General features: G+C 49.9%; 14 protein-coding genes and 6 tRNA genes. 10 read left to right on the top strand and 10 right to left on the bottom strand.

The genetic code is table 11. The features are described from left to right. Nucleotides 1–369: 369 nt before the first annotated feature. A tRNA-Ser gene (locus ABLV66_RS09125) sits at nt 370–459 on the bottom strand. Nucleotides 460–549: 90 nt separating this feature from the next. Between ABLV66_RS09125 and mtfA the strand changes: the two genes are divergently transcribed. Both mtfA and ABLV66_RS09115 read left to right on the top strand, forming a co-directional pair. Next, a complete protein-coding gene (gene mtfA, locus ABLV66_RS09120; RefSeq protein WP_161801904.1) occupies nt 550–1,350 on the top strand; it encodes a DgsA anti-repressor MtfA in 801 nt (266 codons plus the stop codon). Between the two features lie 100 nt (nt 1,351–1,450). Further along, a tRNA-Asn gene (locus ABLV66_RS09115) sits at nt 1,451–1,526 on the top strand. 52 nt (nt 1,527–1,578) lie between these two features. On the opposite strand, the gene ldtA is transcribed toward ABLV66_RS09115, so the two are convergent. From ldtA to nac, 3 genes are all read right to left on the bottom strand, one after another. Continuing rightward, entirely contained in the window at nt 1,579–2,520 is a 942-nt protein-coding gene (gene ldtA / locus ABLV66_RS09110) for a L,D-transpeptidase LdtA (RefSeq protein ID WP_348875963.1), read from the bottom strand. 76 nt (nt 2,521–2,596) lie between these two features. Next, the gene (gene cbl / locus ABLV66_RS09105; protein ID WP_045390486.1) at nt 2,597–3,547 is read right to left on the bottom strand and encodes an HTH-type transcriptional regulator Cbl; all 951 of its coding nucleotides are present in this window, start codon (nt 3,545–3,547) and stop codon (nt 2,597–2,599) included. A gap of 106 nt (nt 3,548–3,653) precedes the next feature. Beyond that, complete coding sequence (nac, locus tag ABLV66_RS09100) at nt 3,654–4,571, bottom strand: nitrogen assimilation transcriptional regulator NAC (RefSeq protein ID WP_045390201.1); 918 nt, start codon at nt 4,569–4,571, stop codon at nt 3,654–3,656. 314 nt (nt 4,572–4,885) lie between these two features. Between nac and ABLV66_RS09095 the strand changes: the two genes are divergently transcribed. The 3 genes from ABLV66_RS09095 to ABLV66_RS09085 all read left to right on the top strand — a co-directional run bounded on the left by ABLV66_RS09095 (nt 4,886) and on the right by ABLV66_RS09085 (nt 6,803). Continuing rightward, nucleotides 4,886–4,961: transfer RNA gene (locus ABLV66_RS09095), tRNA-Asn, on the top strand. A 117-nt stretch (nt 4,962–5,078) separates the two neighbouring features. Further along, nucleotides 5,079–5,792: a 4'-phosphopantetheinyl transferase family protein gene (locus tag ABLV66_RS09090; RefSeq protein WP_348875965.1), complete on the top strand. Its 714-nt coding sequence runs from the start codon at nt 5,079–5,081 to the stop codon at nt 5,790–5,792. A 78-nt stretch (nt 5,793–5,870) separates the two neighbouring features. Further along, nucleotides 5,871–6,803: a nucleoside recognition domain-containing protein gene (locus tag ABLV66_RS09085; RefSeq protein ID WP_348875967.1), complete on the top strand. Its 933-nt coding sequence runs from the start codon at nt 5,871–5,873 to the stop codon at nt 6,801–6,803. On the opposite strand, the gene ABLV66_RS09080 is transcribed toward ABLV66_RS09085, so the two are convergent. After that, nucleotides 6,714–8,291 carry an alpha/beta hydrolase gene (locus ABLV66_RS09080; RefSeq protein WP_049060177.1) on the bottom strand — a complete coding sequence of 526 codons (1,578 nt, stop codon included), beginning with the start codon at nt 8,289–8,291 and terminating at the stop codon, nt 6,714–6,716. The genes ABLV66_RS09085 and ABLV66_RS09080 overlap by 90 nt on opposite strands. A 148-nt stretch (nt 8,292–8,439) precedes the next feature. Here ABLV66_RS09080 and ABLV66_RS09075 point away from each other — a divergent pair, with 148 nt between their 5' ends. Both ABLV66_RS09075 and ABLV66_RS09070 read left to right on the top strand, forming a co-directional pair. Beyond that, the gene (locus ABLV66_RS09075; RefSeq protein WP_045390193.1) at nt 8,440–8,679 is read left to right on the top strand and encodes a histidine kinase; all 240 of its coding nucleotides are present in this window, start codon (nt 8,440–8,442) and stop codon (nt 8,677–8,679) included. Nucleotides 8,680–8,807: 128 nt separating this feature from the next. Beyond that, nucleotides 8,808–10,262, top strand: a complete 1,455-nt coding sequence (locus tag ABLV66_RS09070) for an AMP nucleosidase (protein WP_045390191.1) — start codon at nt 8,808–8,810, stop codon at nt 10,260–10,262. A 92-nt stretch (nt 10,263–10,354) separates the two neighbouring features. Here ABLV66_RS09070 and ABLV66_RS09065 read toward each other — a convergent pair. From ABLV66_RS09065 to ABLV66_RS09055, 3 genes are all read right to left on the bottom strand, one after another. Further along, a tRNA-Asn gene (locus ABLV66_RS09065) sits at nt 10,355–10,430 on the bottom strand. A 123-nt stretch (nt 10,431–10,553) separates the two neighbouring features. Next, nucleotides 10,554–11,993: an EmmdR/YeeO family multidrug/toxin efflux MATE transporter gene (locus ABLV66_RS09060; RefSeq protein ID WP_045390189.1), complete on the bottom strand. Its 1,440-nt coding sequence runs from the start codon at nt 11,991–11,993 to the stop codon at nt 10,554–10,556. A gap of 95 nt (nt 11,994–12,088) precedes the next feature. Beyond that, complete coding sequence (locus ABLV66_RS09055; RefSeq protein ID WP_221694692.1) at nt 12,089–12,181, bottom strand: DUF5951 family protein; 93 nt, start codon at nt 12,179–12,181, stop codon at nt 12,089–12,091. 5 nt (nt 12,182–12,186) lie between these two features. Between ABLV66_RS09055 and ABLV66_RS09050 the strand changes: the two genes are divergently transcribed. From ABLV66_RS09050 to ABLV66_RS09040, 3 genes are all read left to right on the top strand, one after another. Continuing rightward, a tRNA-Asn gene (locus ABLV66_RS09050) sits at nt 12,187–12,262 on the top strand. Nucleotides 12,263–12,521: 259 nt separating this feature from the next. After that, a complete protein-coding gene (locus ABLV66_RS09045) occupies nt 12,522–13,163 on the top strand; it encodes a hypothetical protein (protein ID WP_348875969.1) in 642 nt (213 codons plus the stop codon). A gap of 275 nt (nt 13,164–13,438) precedes the next feature. Continuing rightward, nucleotides 13,439–13,514 (top strand) — tRNA-Asn (locus ABLV66_RS09040). Between the two features lie 43 nt (nt 13,515–13,557). Here the strand turns inward: ABLV66_RS09040 and ABLV66_RS09035 are convergent. Both ABLV66_RS09035 and ABLV66_RS09030 read right to left on the bottom strand, forming a co-directional pair. Beyond that, complete coding sequence (locus tag ABLV66_RS09035; protein ID WP_315711160.1) at nt 13,558–14,913, bottom strand: NosD domain-containing protein; 1,356 nt, start codon at nt 14,911–14,913, stop codon at nt 13,558–13,560. A gap of 109 nt (nt 14,914–15,022) precedes the next feature. Continuing rightward, nucleotides 15,023–16,456, bottom strand: coding sequence for a glycoside-pentoside-hexuronide (GPH):cation symporter (locus tag ABLV66_RS09030; protein WP_348875971.1), 1,434 nt, complete (start codon nt 16,454–16,456; stop codon nt 15,023–15,025). Nucleotides 16,457–16,507 lie beyond the last annotated feature (51 nt).

Raw genomic sequence — 16,507 nt, 5'->3', positions numbered from 1 at the left:
GACAAGATGAGTTCATGACCACGTTTTTACCGGTGGGTGGCTGACAACTTACCGGCCCTGACATTTTATGAGCCTGTGGGCAAACCAGTTCCCTATTCTGAAGCCTTTTAGGGTTGCCTGGTCGCGATACTTCTTACAACTGCTATTTGTGTGAAATTCACGCGAAGTTAAACAACTTTCTGCGGTGATAAAACAGAGCGTCAGGTACGGGTTTATGACCGCAAATTGACCGTTTCGCCGACACTGGAGCAACCGATTTTCGAGGATTCAGAAGATGATGATTGATAAAAATATAGCGACGGAATATACCAACAGTATACCAAGTGTGATGGATGTCGTTGAAGGGATTTGGCGTAAGTGATTGAATAGTGGCGGAGAGAGGGGGATTTGAACCCCCGGTAGAGTTGCCCCTACTCCGGTTTTCGAGACCGGTCCGTTCAGCCGCTCCGGCATCTCTCCGCTGTTGAGGTTGCTATAATGCCAGGTTCTTTGGCATTTTAATAGCTCCAGTCCCTTAAATTGAGTTCAAGTGACGACTTTGCGAGCGATATGATGTTTAAATGGCCGTGGAAAGCAGAAGAACAGACAGGCAATGGCGAAATCCCATGGGAACAAGCGGTTGCCATTCCGGTTTTAGCGAACCTCACTCAACAGGAACAGCAGCAGCTGTGCCAAATGGCGGCACGTTTTTTACAGCAAAAACGTCTGGTGCCGTTACAGGGATTTGAGTTAACCCCCCTGCACAGCGCGCGTATCGCACTCCTCTTTTGCCTGCCTGTACTGGAACTTGGCCTTGAATGGTTAGATGGCTTCCATGAAGTCTTGATCTACCCTGCCCCCTTTGTCGTCGATGACGAATGGGAAGATGACATCGGCCTGGTACATAATCAACGCGTTGTCCAATCCGGCCAAAGCTGGCAACAGGGCCCCATTATCCTTAACTGGTTAGATATTCAGGACTCTTTCGACGCCTCCGGCTTTAATCTGGTGGTACATGAGGTCGCGCACAAACTGGATTCACGCAACGGCGACCGCGCCAGCGGCGTTCCTTTTATCCCTCTGCGAGAAGTGGCTGGCTGGGAACACGATCTGCATGCGGCGATGAACAACATTCAGGATGAGATCGATTTGGTCGGCGAAAGCGCCGCCAGCATTGATGCTTATGCGGCAACCGATCCGGCTGAGTGCTTTGCAGTGCTATCTGAATATTTCTTTAGCGCCCCAGAGCTTTTCGCCCCCCGTTTCCCGGCGCTATGGCAGCGGTTCTGTCAGTTCTATCGTCAGGATCCGCTACAGCGTTTACGAGAAAACGATCTGCTGGATGAAGACGACGTGCGGATTGTTCATTAAAAGCTCGCTTTGAATTAAACTTAGCCATTCGAATCAGTTGCTTAAATTTAGCGTTGACACAAAAATGCGAGGCCAGTAGTATGCGCCTCGTTCACACGATTCCTCTGTAGTTCAGTCGGTAGAACAGCGGACTGTTAATCCGTATGTCACTGGTTCGAGTCCAGTCAGAGGAGCCAAATTTAAAAAGCCTGCTTTCGAGCAGGCTTTTTGCTTTTTAACGTTCATGGCTTAAAAACTGGCTTCCCCCGCTGAACTGCTAATATTCACCGGCATCCCGGATCGCCGCTGTAGTGCATAATCCGCACGACCGACGTTTACACCCGCTCCCTGCACAAACTCGCGTATTGCCGGGGTATACGGCAGCGGCACTTTGCGGTCTGACTCAAATTCCGAACGATTACGCGACAATGGTTCATGAACTTCCAGCCAGCGGCTGCCGTCCGGCTCGGTAGTGTACTTCACCGGCTGATCGATTATCTGTACTCGCGTGCCGACCGGCACATTATCGAACAGGTATTTAATGTCATCGTTGCGCAGGCGAATACAACCCTGGCTCACCCGCAGGCCAATGCCAAAATTGGCGTTGGTACCATGAATGGCATACAGCCTGCCGATATAGATAGCATATAGCCCCATCGGATTATCTGGCCCGGGGGGCACCATCGCCGGCAGGGTTTTACCTTCTTTGGCGTACTCACGACGGGTATTCGCCGTCGGTACCCAGGTAGGTCCTTCCTGTTTACGTTCCACCGTCGTCACCCAGTTGCGCGGCGTTTCACGCCCCGCCTGGCCAATACCGATCGGCAGCACCTCGACGGTAGTGCCCTCGGGCGGATAATAATAAAGCCGCATCTCGGCGACGTTGATTACGATACCGCTCCGTACGGTGGCAGGCAGGATCAATTGCTGCGGGATAATCAACGAACTACCGGATTTAGGCAAATAGACATCGACGCCGGGGTTAGCCTCCAGCATGTTGCTGAGCCCCTGCCCGTACTGCGCGGCAAAGGTTTCCAGCGGCTGGGTGTTACGCTCGGGCACGCTAATTTTAATCGGGCTGCCAACCAGACGACTCCCTTCCGGCGGTAACTGATAACTTACCGCCAACGCGCTGTAGCTGGCCAACATCATCACCAGAGAGCAAAGCAACTTCATACGCCGCACCATCATTTTCCCTTCCTCAGTCGCGACTCACGTGAATGAATTATAGCTGCTTTGGCACCTCCCGCTGACCTGCTGTCCGCACTCAGATTTGATAATCGATAGCCACTTCCTCCGGTTCCATCGCCTGGCGTTTAATCTCATCCAATGATAACCCGGCATTGCACAGTTCAATGAAACGCCAGACATAGTTACGCTGTAACTGACCGCGTTTTAACCCCAACCAAACGGTATTAGCATCAAAGAGATGGCGTGTTTCCAGACGGGTAAAGGTATCCGCTTCGCGAGCATCGCCGGATTGCTCCGCCACCAGCCCCACGCCCAAGCCCAGCTCCACGTATGTTTTAATGACATCGGAATCCTGAGCGCTGAGAACGATATCCGGCATCAGCCCTTTACGGGTGAAGGCTTCATCAATACGCGAACGTCCGGTGATCCCCTGCCGATAGGTAATTAACGGCCAGCGTGCAATAGCCTCAAGCGTCAGCGGCGTAACCTCAATCAGCGGATGATCTTTTGGCACTAACAAACTGTGATGCCAGCGGAACCAGGGGAATGCCACCAGCGTCGGATCGTTACTTAAGCGCTCGCTGGCGATACCAATATCCGCCCCGCCGTTGTGCAGCAGCGCTTCGATTTCCTGCGGCGTCCCTTGCACTAACTCCAGCCGCACGTCGGGGAACAGTTCGCGAAAAGCTTTAATCACCGGAGGCAGGCTATAGCGTGCCTGAGTATGCGTGGTGGCAATGGTTAATACGCCTGAAGCGTCGTTGGTAAAAAGGTCGGCCAGCCGGCGGACATTGCTGGCTTCGTTGAGGATCCTTTCGGCAATAGAGAGCAGCGCTTTGCCAGGTTCGGTCATCCCCAGCAGACGCTTACCACGGCGGATAAAGATTTCTATCCCCAACTCTTCTTCCAGCTCACGAATATGGCGGCTGACGCCAGATTGCGAGGTGTACAGCATGTTAGCAACCTCCGTCAGGTTGTAATCCCGACGGGCCGCCTCACGAATAATTTTAAGTTGCTGGAAATTCACCTTTTCCCCCAGGTCTTCAGACATAACATGATGTCTATTGTTAAAGTCTGTTTACCCGGCAAACAAATAATAAAAACCAGCAACTTATTCCTTAAAAGAATATAACCTAACTGACCAGCTGTAATTCACGATTCTCCAGGGACGGACGACTAACCAGCGACAGCAGGATATCTTTGACGGCCTGTGCTTGAGGAGATAAGCCGCCACGTGCCGAGGTATTCAGTGATAACGACAGACTCATCGACGGCGTGCTGATGCGCGCCATCCAGCCATTAGCCGTAGCACACAGCGCGCGCGCCGCCGATTCCGGCAATACGGTAACGCCCATTCCACTGGCGATTGCCGCAGTTAATGTGGTGATGGATTCGATCTCGCCAATTACTTTTGCCGACAGGCGGCGTAAAGTGAAAGCTTCGGTGACCCGGGCGCAAACGGCGCTATAGTCGCGCGGTAAAAACAGGCTCATTTCCGCGACGGCTGAAAGGTCAACGCTTTGCCCCGGACAGTTTTGCGTACCGACCAGATACAAATCCTCTTTCAGCAGCGGCTGGCTGACCACTCCCGCCACCGGCGAACGCTCATACAGCACCGCCATGTCCAGCTGACCGCCAAGCAGCTTGTCATTCAATACGCTGCCGCTGCACTCCTGCAGATATACGTTCACCTCGGGAAGTTCATTACGCACCGTTTGCAACAGCGGCATGGTGATCGCCGAAGCCGCAGTGCCCGGCGCAAGTCCAATAGCCACCTGCCCGCTCAGCGTCTGGCCAACGTTATGTACCGCCAGATGCGCCTGTTCACACTGACGTAAAATGGTCCGCGCATGGGTATAGAGAATCTTCCCCGCTTCCGTTGGCGTGACGCCTCGCTTGGTGCGAATCAACAGTTTCTGCTCCAGTTCACCTTCCAGGGTCGCTACCTGCTGGCTCAGCGCCGGTTGTGCGATGTGCAAGACTTCAGCGGCCTGGGTCAGACTGCCGATATCGACGATTTTCACAAAATACTTCAGTCGTCTTAAGTTCATTTTGCCTCCTGTAAGGGAATGCCACTACTGGCCATTAAGTTACAGGTATTTTGCAAGATGCTTGCCAGGTTTTACGTCGCGACATCATCACCCTGCTGGTGCGGCAAAATAAGGGTTTGTGATAATACTGGTGGCTTCCATGAGCGCATGATATGCCCCATTAGGGGTATAAATGCACCATCACGGTGCATTGCGGCATGATTTATCATAAAAGGCTTTTGATTGTTGAAATTGTCAGCAGTCGCACGCTTTATGGCGATTCAGCCTTTGACAACACCGTCAGTCATCGATAATATGCGCCCCGTTCACACGATTCCTCTGTAGTTCAGTCGGTAGAACGGCGGACTGTTAATCCGTATGTCACTGGTTCGAGTCCAGTCAGAGGAGCCAAATTTAGAAAAGCCTGCCTTCGAGCAGGCTTTTTGTTTTATATTTCACACAACTCTTCTGCTTCGTTCATCACCTGCGCTATGGTAGCGCCATACTGGTTTTTCCTGATGAGTCTGCATGTTTATCGTTACCAACAGCTTTCACGATCTCCCCTTTATTCAGCACGCCGAATGCGGCTATCTTCGTGCTGACCCGGCGTTGACATTTTGTCGGGTACGTTTCGCCAGATCGCAACTACAGGACGCTCTTTTTAGCCAGTACGCCATCCCGCTCCCTCCTTCTCTTACTGGCGCCGTCGCAAAACGGAAAGCCGAATATTTGGCCGGGCGCTACTGCGCGCGCTATTTGCTGCAACAATCAGGTTGTTTCGAACCGGTGTTAACCGCTACGGATCGTGCGCCAATTTGGCCGGCAGGCTGGCGAGGAAGCGTCTCGCACAGCGAAGATATTGCCATCGCGGTGGTTAGCGCCGAGGACGACGGTTTGTATCCCGGGGTCGATATCGAGCATCTGCAACCGGGGATCATGCTGGAAAGCGCCGATATGTTTGTCTCGAGACCGGAACAGACGCTGCTTTCCTGTTGTGGTCTGGATAAGGAGTGGGCGCTGCTGCTGGCTTTCTCGGCCAAAGAAAGCCTGTTCAAAGCGCTTTATCCGCGCGTACAGCAGATGTTTGATTTCGATGCCGCCGCTATGGTCGCACTCGACCCGGCAAATCAGCGTTTCACGTTACGCCTTAATAAAACCCTCAGCGACGAGTTGCCCACAGGTAGCCAGTTCAGCGGCGAATACCACTTCCGTGAAGGCGCTGTTCTTACCTGTCTACGCTAACACACGAAAGCATGTTCATTTTGCCCCTTCAGGATTATGATGGCGCTAACTATTTGACCTGCATACAGTGATAGATAAATGGATGTCATCGGCATCATTATGTCAGCGGGAAAATCCTCCGTCGACGTAGCGCTTTATACCTTGTTACCCATTATGGTCGTCATGCTGATCATAATGAAATATCTCGAAGTCCGTGGAATTCTCGACATCATCGTGCGCTGGCTGGCGCCGCTGCTTAAGCCCTTTGGGTTGACCGGCATGAGCGCCTTCGCGCTGATTCAGATAAATTTTGTGAGTTTTGCCGCCCCGCTCGCCACGCTGGCGATTATGGATAAACGTGGTGTTTCCGACCGACAAATAGCCGCCACCCTGGCGATGGTGTTCGCCATGGGCCAGGGCAACGTTTTCTACCCCTTAACGCCGTTCGGCCTGCACTGGCTGGCCGCAATCACCATTTCGATTGTCGGTGGACTCTGCGCCGCAGCGGTCTGCTGGTACGCCACCGGGCGTAAGTTATCCATTGTCGAGAGCAGCCGGGCAGAAGTGCTCCCGGAAAGCGAACAAAATAATCACGGGCTGATTGCGGTCATCAATAGCGCCGGCGCCGACGCTATCCGCCTGGCGCTTGGCGCCGTGCCGATGCTGATTTTATCTTTGACCATCGTCGGCCTGATGCAGGCGGCTGGCGTCATCGAGATGCTGCAGCGCGTACTGATGCCGCTGCTGCTATGGCTACATATCCCCGAAAACTTCGTCCTACCCGCGCTGGTGAAATGCGTGGCGGGCGGTACCGCCTATTTTGGGGTTATCTCCGAGCTGGCGCAGCAGGGTAAAGTGACGCTCAGCCAGATTAACGCCTCCGCAGGGCTCCTCATCCAGACCTTCGACCTACCCGGCATCGGCATTTTCCTTGGCGTCAGCTCAAGATTTGTGCGTCTTTTCCGCTTCGTCGCCCCTGCCGCCCTCATCGGTATTGCGCTGCGGACGGTACTGCACATCCTGTGGTTCTGAGAACGACGGCAGACGCTGATTGATCCGCTGCAGCAGATAGGGGAAAAACGGGTTAGAAGTAGCGCGCATTAACGTATCAAGGCCGACGCTCAGCGTCGCGGTCTCGCCGCGTAGCGAAATGGTGCCAAGGCTAATACCGCTAAGGTTTTTCTCCGTCGGCTCGCGGCCATACAGCGAATCGGTGATGGGGAATGGCACCGCAATATGCGAAAGCGAGTACATATCCTGCGGCCAGGCCAGATGCAGCGCCTGCGTTCTCTCTGCGGTTTGCCCCGCCAGCGTCAGTCGCGCGACGGTATCGAGGGTGTGCTCAGTCGCGTTCGTCACGATAGTCGTAGAGTACGGACGCGGCGCCGGAGGTAACAAGGTATTCACCGCTGAGTAGGTCGCCGGGCGAAACAGCGCCCGCAGGTTCGCCGCCTGATTAATATCGAAAATCACCAGTTCGCTGCCGTTGTCCGGCAAATAGCGGTACAACGAATCAACCACCGCCCGGGTGCTGACTGTAGAATCAATCACCGATTGAAAGGTTAACACCGGGGCGAGAGAGGTTAAGCGTTGGCTCTGCGCCGCCGCAAGAATCTGTTTTTGCAAGGCCTGGGTCAGCAACCACGACTGGCGCGCCGCCTTAACCGGAAAGGAATTGTACTTATAGGGGTTAAACTCCGGAACGACATTTAGCCACGCCGCACGCGCAAAGGCGGGAAACACCGAGGGTAGCCCGGCAAGTCCTGCGAAACGGGCAAAAGCGGTTACGCCAATCATCGGCGATAACAGTATTATCTGCTGCGGCCTGACCAGCGATTTATCGGTCAGTTCATCGAGCGCATACTTCAGCGCCAACGCGCCGCCGTTAGAATATCCCACCAGATGCAGCGGCACATCCCCACCGGCAAGTCGCGTCGCTTCCCGAACCGCCAGGCGCGTTGTCGCCAGCCACTGTTGCCAATCAACGTGGGTTAATGCGCCCGGGGCGGTACCGTGGCCGGGTAAGCGCGGCGCCACTGCAATAAACCCCTGCCGTTGATACTCTTCCGCCAGATAGCGCACGCTGTAGGGGGAGTCGGTTAAACCATGCAGTAGCACCACCGCACCACGCGGTTTGCCGGATGGCAATAGTATAAAGGAGCGATTCCAGTCAGGCTTAAAGCGTGGTGGATAGACCAGGCTGTCGCGATAAAAGCGGTTTATCGGCGTTTTGTCAGCGGCAGGCAGTTGGTCACTGACCTCACGCCGCAAATCGGCGAAAATCTCATCTTCCCGTTTGAGATAGCTGGCAAAACTGGCGCGGTCGATTTCATCAGCGGTCATCTCATCGCCAGACCAGGTATGCCAGCGCTGCAATGCAGGTCCACGTTCAGATTCATATATTCGTCCGATGAAAAATACCACCACTACAATAACCGCCGCTGCCAGCGTTTTTTTTGCTAGCGAGACTATTCTTAATCCAGAATGATTCAGAAACTTGTTAAGCCGCATCAAAGCCATAAGCGTTATTTGCCTGTCCCGCTGCATCGCAGAGTTAAGATTTAACAACGTGAGCTAAACGTAAATTAAACCAATGGGTAGTTTCAGTTGTCTTTAAAGCGATAACACGTCAATTATCATGCCGAGTGTATCAAGCCAGGGTGAAAAAATGGAATGGTGGGTAAAAAAAGTACGGAAAAATTCATCTCCAGCAAGAACTTGCGTGGTTCTACAGAGCGGTCAGATCGTGGTGATTGCTGAAATCGAAAGCCGATGCAAACTGCAGGAAGGCGATAAGTTAACGCCTGGTCCTAATGCGCTTTATTACATCAACAATAACAGCGCGGCGACATTAAGAGTGATAAGCGCAAGTAATTTTAGCGCCGAACGCTGGGCACAGACTGCCTGACCCTGCGCGGCTAAGCTTTTATTATCAACGCGTTTGAATATTTACCCGGGACAGTAATTTTCCTTCGCCATTTTCACGCTGTAGCATACTATCGACAGTATCAGCAGACCTGAAACAAGGAGCGAATGATGAACCAGAAGGCCGTCAGTCTGACCCCGGAGCAGGCGCTTTCCCAGCTGGAAGCGCAGTATGAAAGAGCGGTTAACGCGTTGCGTAAGGCCATTGGCGAGTACATTCACCACAATATCCTTCCTGATGAAATAGCCCGTGCTGAAGGCTTATTCGTCTATCCTCAACTGTCTGTTTCATGGGATGGCGCCGAGCACAAAGCCTTAAAAACCCGTGCCTGGGGGCGATTCACCCATTCGGGCTGCTACACCACCACCATTACTAACCCAAAACTCTTTCGCGCTTACCTGCTGGAACAATTAACTCTGCTGTATCAGGATTACGGCGCGCATATTAGCGTTGGCCATTCGCAGCACGAAATTCCCTTTCCTTACGTGATTGATGGCTCAGCCCTGACGCTGGATCGCTCAATGAGCGCTGGATTAACACGTTATTTTCCAACCACCGAACTGTCGCAGATTGGCGATGAAACCGCCGATGGTCTGTTCCACGCTACCGAGTATTATCCGCTGTCGCATTTTGACGCCCGCCGCGTCGATTTTTCGCTGGCACGTCTGAAGCATTATACCGGCACGCCGGTTGAGCACTTCCAGCCGTATGTATTGTTTACCAACTACACTCGTTACGTCGATGAGTTCGTCAGCTGGGGCTGTAGCCAGATCCTCGATCCGGATAGCCCGTACATTGCCCTCTCCTGCGCAGGCGGGATTTGGATCACCGCCGACACGGAGGCCCCGGAAGAGGCGATTTCCGATCTGGCGTGGAAAAAGCACCAGATGCCGGCCTGGCACCTGATCACTAACGACGGTCAGGGCATTACGTTGATCAACATCGGCGTCGGCCCGGCGAATGCAAAAAATATTTGCGATCACCTCGCGGTGCTGCGTCCTGACGTCTGGCTGATGATTGGCCACTGTGGCGGCCTGCGTGAGAGCCAGTCGATAGGCGACTACGTGCTCGCGCACGCCTATTTACGTGATGACCACGTGCTGGATGCGGTGCTGCCGCCGGATATTCCCATCCCGAGCATCGCCGAAGTGCAGCGCGCGCTGTATGACGCGACTAAACAGGTTAGCGGCATGCCGGGCGAAGAGGTCAAACAGCGTCTGCGTACCGGTACGGTGGTGACGACCGATGACCGCAACTGGGAGTTACGTTATTCCGCCTCGGCGCTGCGCTTTAATCTCAGTCGGGCGGTGGCTATTGATATGGAAAGCGCCACTATTGCCGCACAGGGCTACCGTTTCCGCGTTCCTTACGGCACGCTGCTGTGCGTCTCCGATAAACCGCTGCACGGTGAAATCAAACTGCCGGGACAAGCGAACCGCTTTTACGAAGGGGCGATTTCCGAGCATCTGCAGATAGGGATCCGCGCCATCGATCTGCTGCGCGCCGAGGGCGACCACATGCACTCCCGCAAGCTGCGTACCTTCAACGAACCGCCGTTCCGTTAATCCCAGGAGAGCCCTGCGCGCTATGTGCGCAGGGAAAAATTGTATGGATGCAGAAAAGCAAAAAGCCTGCTCGAAAGCAGGCTTTTTAAATTTGGCTCCTCTGACTGGACTCGAACCAGTGACATACGGATTAACAGTCCGCCGTTCTACCGACTGAACTACAGAGGAATCGTGTGAACGGGGCGAATATTAGCGAGCACGCTCAGCCATGTCAAAGATGTTTTTTATAATGGCGATCGTTTGCCTATTTATTCCTCACTTCGTCTAAAAAGTAACGCTTTTTCAGTATATTCATGACTTTTCTTCCAGCCGAGCCTTTAATCGCGGGTACTTCCACAACCAACGCCCGGTGATCATCCGACGATAGAACAACAGGCCGCGCACCGCCCAGTCAAGCACCATACCCAGCCAGACGCCGATAACGCCCATACCCAGCATGATCCCCAGCGTATAGCCAGCAACCACCCGGCAGCCCCACATACCCAGCATCGACACCCACATGGTGTAACGCACGTCGCGTGCGCCTTTAAAGGCACAGGGCAAGGTCCACGAAAGCGACCAAATTGGCATAAACAGGGCATTGAGCCACAATAATTCTTTAACCACTACTTTTACATCTTCTTCGCTGGTATAGAACGAAGCGATCAGGCCGGCGAAAGGTGCGGTGCCCCAGGCGATAAGCGTCAGGATAATGGTCGACAGCCAGAACACGAACCAGGCCTGACGTTCCGCCTGGCCGACTTGCCCTTTCCCCAGACGTTTACCGGTAATAATGGTGGAGGCAGATCCCAGCGCGTTACCCGGCAAGTTAATTAACGAAGCCACCGAGAAGGCAATAAAGTTTCCGGCGATGACGTTGGTCCCCATACCGGCAACAAACATTTGCGTCAGCAGCTTGCCGCCGTTAAACAGTACCGATTCGATGCTCGCCGGGATACCAATACCCATCACTTCCCAGATAATGGCAAAGTTAAACGGCTTAAAGTAACTCTTCAGCGAAATGCGCAGCGCCGGGTTAAAACCTGTCATCAGTACCCAGATTGTTGCCAACGCACCAATATAGCGGGCAATAGTCAGCCCCAGCCCAGCGCCGACAAAGCCGAGCCCCGGCCAGGAAAAGAGGCCGTAAATCAGGATACTGCTGATAATAATATTGAGAATATTCATCCCGCCGTTAATTAGCAGCGGTATTTTGGTGGTTCCCGCGCCGCGAAGCGCGCCGCTACCGATTAAAGCAATGGCCGCCGCCGGATAGCTCAGCACGGTCAGTTCGAGATAGGTTAAGGCCAGCGCTTTAACCTGAACCGTAGCGTCTCCAGCAACGATATCGATAATCTGCTGACCAAAAGCGTGAATAACCGCCGCCAGCACAATCGAGAACAAGGTCATGATCGCCAGCGACTGCCGCGCAGCCGCCCTCGCCCGCTTTCTATCGCGCTTGCCGAGGCTGAAGGCCACCACCACGGTGGTGCCAAGGTCAATCGCGGCAAAGAACGACATAATCACCATATTAAAGCTATCGGCTAAGCCCACCCCGGCCATCGCTTCTTTGCCGAGCCAGCTAACAAGGAAAGTACTCAGCACGCCCATCAATAACACGCAGGCATTTTCCAACAGGATCGGTACGGCAAGGGGACTGATTTCACGCCAGTAGAGCACCCGATAGCTCTTGCGTTTTTTAAACCAGGACGTGCGCGCTACGGCCTGGCGTACTGCTGAAGTGACGTTCAAGGGAGACCTTAGTGAGAAGAGTTGAAACAACATTTCAAATGATGATTGAGAACTGCTAATCCTGCAAAGTATTTTTCCTGATAATTTGTTGGCAATTACGACAATTTGTTGAGAGATGCAGCAAGCGAAGCCCCACCACTGAATTGATATTTGACAAATTTTTTTTCGCCGCTAAGATACCACTCCACACGATTCCTCTGTAGTTCAGTCGGTAGAACGGCGGACTGTTAATCCGTATGTCACTGGTTCGAGTCCAGTCAGAGGAGCCAATTTTAAGAAAAGCAGACGTTCAGCGACGTCTGCTTTTTTGCTTTCCACTCTCTTCTGTTCGTTCGCTTCATCCACAGACATCAAACATAACGACTAAACCTGCTGAGCACCGTCGAAATGACTATTCCTTCCAGCGTTTACGCGCCAACAGGAATAGCAAGGTTTACTGTCTTCGTGGTAGCATAGAATCAAGTTAGTCTGAAATATTTAGATACTTTGAGAAAATATTTTTAACACACACATACCAGGATTAAATACATGGATAGATCATTATTATTTTTTTATTGCCTGTGTGGGTTTCTCCTGACTTACTTTTTATTTAAATTTGCAAAAGAAAAATATAAATTACAAAGCTTAACATTTATCTTTTCGTTCATAATAAGTTTAGTTATCGCATCTTCTTTTTCGGTTTTATCAACAGGAGAATGGTTTTTAGTAGTAATAGCATCAACGGTTACCCTTTTATTTTTATTAGGATTCTTCACGGCGCTACTAAAACAATTTGTAATGTACCGATACATTCTTCGTTGTGTTGATAATTTGAAACTTCTATCCCCTGCCGAAATGGTTGAATCTTTAATTAACAACCATAATAAAAAACAGTGGTACGTTTTATATTTTCCTGTAGAAGGCGTCATTGAGATTGGCGTTAATTTATTCGCTGAAAACCCTATTGTTGGCAGAAGATTATACATTAGAACTATGACAAACCGCCAAATGTACATTATTCCTGAGAACATCTCCAGCACTATAGATTTACAATCTAATATAGCTTGTACGTTATATGAATTTTATACCCTCGCCCCGCAAACCAAGAGTTTAATTGAAGATTATTTAAACAGAATTAAAAATGGTTATTTGCAGCCATGGCGGCTAAATGCAGAACACGATGAAAAATAATCCATTCACGTCTCAAGTTACACCTGTATTGTAGGCAGGTGTATCCGAATGACGATTGTACTCTCATCGTCTAAATGACTCTTTAATGCAACTGCGGAATAGAGTGTTTTCCGGATCCACTTGTGAGTCTTCCCGCCTTTTTACTGCTTAAATCTTCGCTTAAGTGCTGAAAAAATCGCTGCCATTGATGATTTTACCAGCGAACAATCGCAAATGACGCAATCTCCTTTGACAACCCGTCACTCACTCGTTAACATGCGCCTCGTTCACACGATTCCTCTGTAGTTCAGTCGGTAGAACGGCGGACTGTTAATCCGTATGTCACTGGTTCGAGTCCAGTCAGAGGAGCCAAATTCAGAAAAGCCTGCTTTCGAGCAGGCTTTTTGCTTTTCTATTATGACAAGCCGGGTACCGGCGTTGCTCTAAACGCATTGACCGCTTTATCAAGCACAACCTGATCGTCACTTCCGGAATCAAGTATGGTATTACATTGAGATGCTGCGTCGACCTGTACGGTCGTCACGTCGAGAACTTCCAACCCCTCTAATGCCAGCAGCGCTCTAACTTGTGTAGAGAAACAAGATTCTGCATGACCTTTTAACGATGATGTATCGGTGGTAGCAACAATATGATTGTCAGAAATATAGTTACTATCTCCTGATGCCAACCGTATTATCACAGGTGTAGCGCCAACGGGAACGATATACTGTTTATCAATCGATTCAGAAATATGGTTAGCAATGATCGAATTATTCTCACCCTCTATATATAGCAACCCATACAAGTCATCTAAACCATTACTATACGCCTGCATAGGTTCCCAAGGTTCATGTTCACGGAAAAAGTGGTTTGCCGTCACCAGGTTTTCTGAACAGCTTTTCTCAAAAACCAACATCCCTGGATAGAATGAATGAAACCTGTTGCCGCTAACTGCAGAACGGACGACACCAGAAAAATGAATACTGCTTTTACCGCGGGGAAAAATGTTGTTTGCTGTAACCAGAAGGCCACCAAAGTTCTCTGCATAAATAGAATATCCTCTATAACCGGCACCTATCAAATTATCAGTTACTTTTGAAGCCTGTCCCGATCCGCGGAGTTCTATACAATTACCGCACTCGGCAATAAAGTTATTATGTATCGCCAATGCATCGGCATTATATATAGTGATGCCGTGTTCAAGATATACGAATCCCATTCCACTAATACGGAATGAGTCCTGCGCACTGGCAATATAAATACCCGTTTTACCATTGAGGTAGGTGTTTTCAGGGTCGTTATTTCCCGAACCATCATCTACAAAATGTAACCCATCAATGCAAAAATCAGCAAACTCAACTGAGCTTATTCTTGGGTCACCGCTACGCTCAATATAAAAAGCCGCCCCTTCCGCTTCCGGAGTCGTAGCTGATGGTGTTATATCAACAAGTATACGGCTACCGCCTGGCCACAATTCATGCCAGCTTGCCCACTCATTTTCCGGGGTATTAAAACGGATACTTGAAGAGGTAAACCCATGTCCGTCCCCTTTAATTTTCAAATAACTGACGTCTATTACTACCTGAGTGAGCAAATGATAGTCTCCAGGTGGAATAAAGATCACGGCCCCCGGCTTCCCGCCATCATTAACATCTGTGTCAGTCTGCCGGTTTTTAATATCAGCAATAATACTATTAATCACAAAACCGATATCTTCAAAAGGGTTACCTTCACTCCACTCTGTTACATCATAATAATTATTACTCGACATGCGTTATTTCCCTCTACATTATTAGGATAGGTAGATATTATGGTTCTAGTGACCTTCTGAACATTATAATAAGTAACACCTCCCCTGATTTCTTTCAGAAGAATTTTAACTAATGATTAACCACTGTGGTCGTATCTCGCCCGATGTCATGATGCGGTGAAGAACCGTTATTAAGTTCACGCTTAGCGAGTTCCACTTTAATTTGCTCAAGAAAGTGGTTATTCAATTTAAAGTATCTAACTACAAATGCACTAAGAAAATAGGTAATCATTGGCAGTAAAGAAAACATAATAATGATACCTTCGATAGTCTCTGTGTTTTGTTGAGGTTTATTAGCGATGTAACCCGTTAATGATAATATCCACGCAACAATCGCACCAGCAACTGCCAGGCCCATTTTTAACATAAACAAATTACCGGCAAATGAAATACCGGTAAGGCGTTTACCGTATTTCCAGTCACCGTAGTCATCAACGTCGGACATCATAGCCCATAATATTGGGCCTGATTGAATTAAATGCAGGATGTTAATGATGATAAAGAGTGTAAGTAGTGGCAGCAAAGATCTGGGATCGACAAACCATAGAGCTAAAGAAAGGAAGCCAAGAACGATATTAATCGAACGGAACAGCTTAATTTTATCAAAACGATCGGTGAGTGGTTTCGCTATAACACTACCTAACATGTTACATGCAACACCAAGAGCCAAAAAAAACGTAGTAAATCTGACGGAGGCTTGCATAACATAGGTAGCATAATAAATAGTCACTGCACCACGAATAAATGCCGGAAAAACATTAAGGAAAGTAATACATATCATCAATAACCATTGATCGTTTTTGATGATATCTTTTAGATCATTTATTAAAGAGTCATTAACTTTAATTGCAGTAACACGTTCTTTGATACTGGCAAAACAAAAGAAGAACATTAGTGTCGCAGCGCCTCCCATGATTACCATAGTCAACTGAAAACCAGCCGCTCTGTTACCGTTACCTAACCAGTCTGTTAAGGGTAAAATTGAAGAAGAGACAATTAGCGTCGCCAATCCATTGAGGAAAAATCGCCATGACAAACAGCCTAAACGCTCTTTCTGGTTTAGCGTGATCACACCAGCTACTGAGCAATATGGAATATTGATAGCAGTATAAATCAATGACATCACAAGATATGTCACCCAGGCATAAACAATTTTTCCATTCATACTTAAATCGGGCGTTGTGAACATCAGTACTGCTCCCAAACCAAATGGCAATGCCATCCATAATAACCATGGTCGGAATTTACCCCATCGGCTATGAGTACGATCGCAAATCGCCCCCATAACCGGATCGCTAAAGGCATCAAAAATACGAATGACCAGAAACAAGGTACCGACAACACCGGGAGCTAAGCCATAAACATCTGTGTAGAACCATGTTAGATATAACGCCAGTACACTCCAAATCATACAAGAACCAGCATCTCCCATTCCATAACCAATTTTTTCTTTTAAATGCAGTTTGCCGTAAACACCTTGCCTTTCGATTGAGTTTGCAGACATAGAAAACCTCTAAAGTATACAGTCATAAGTGTTCAACAGAGGTTAGTAAAC

The sequence above is a fragment of the Klebsiella sp. CN_Kp073 genome (genome assembly GCF_040065495.2).
Taxonomy (GTDB): Bacteria; Pseudomonadota; Gammaproteobacteria; order Enterobacterales; family Enterobacteriaceae; genus Klebsiella; species Klebsiella aerogenes.
The sequence above is the reverse complement of the archived record's forward strand: the minus strand, read 5'-3'. Positions and strand labels throughout refer to the sequence as shown.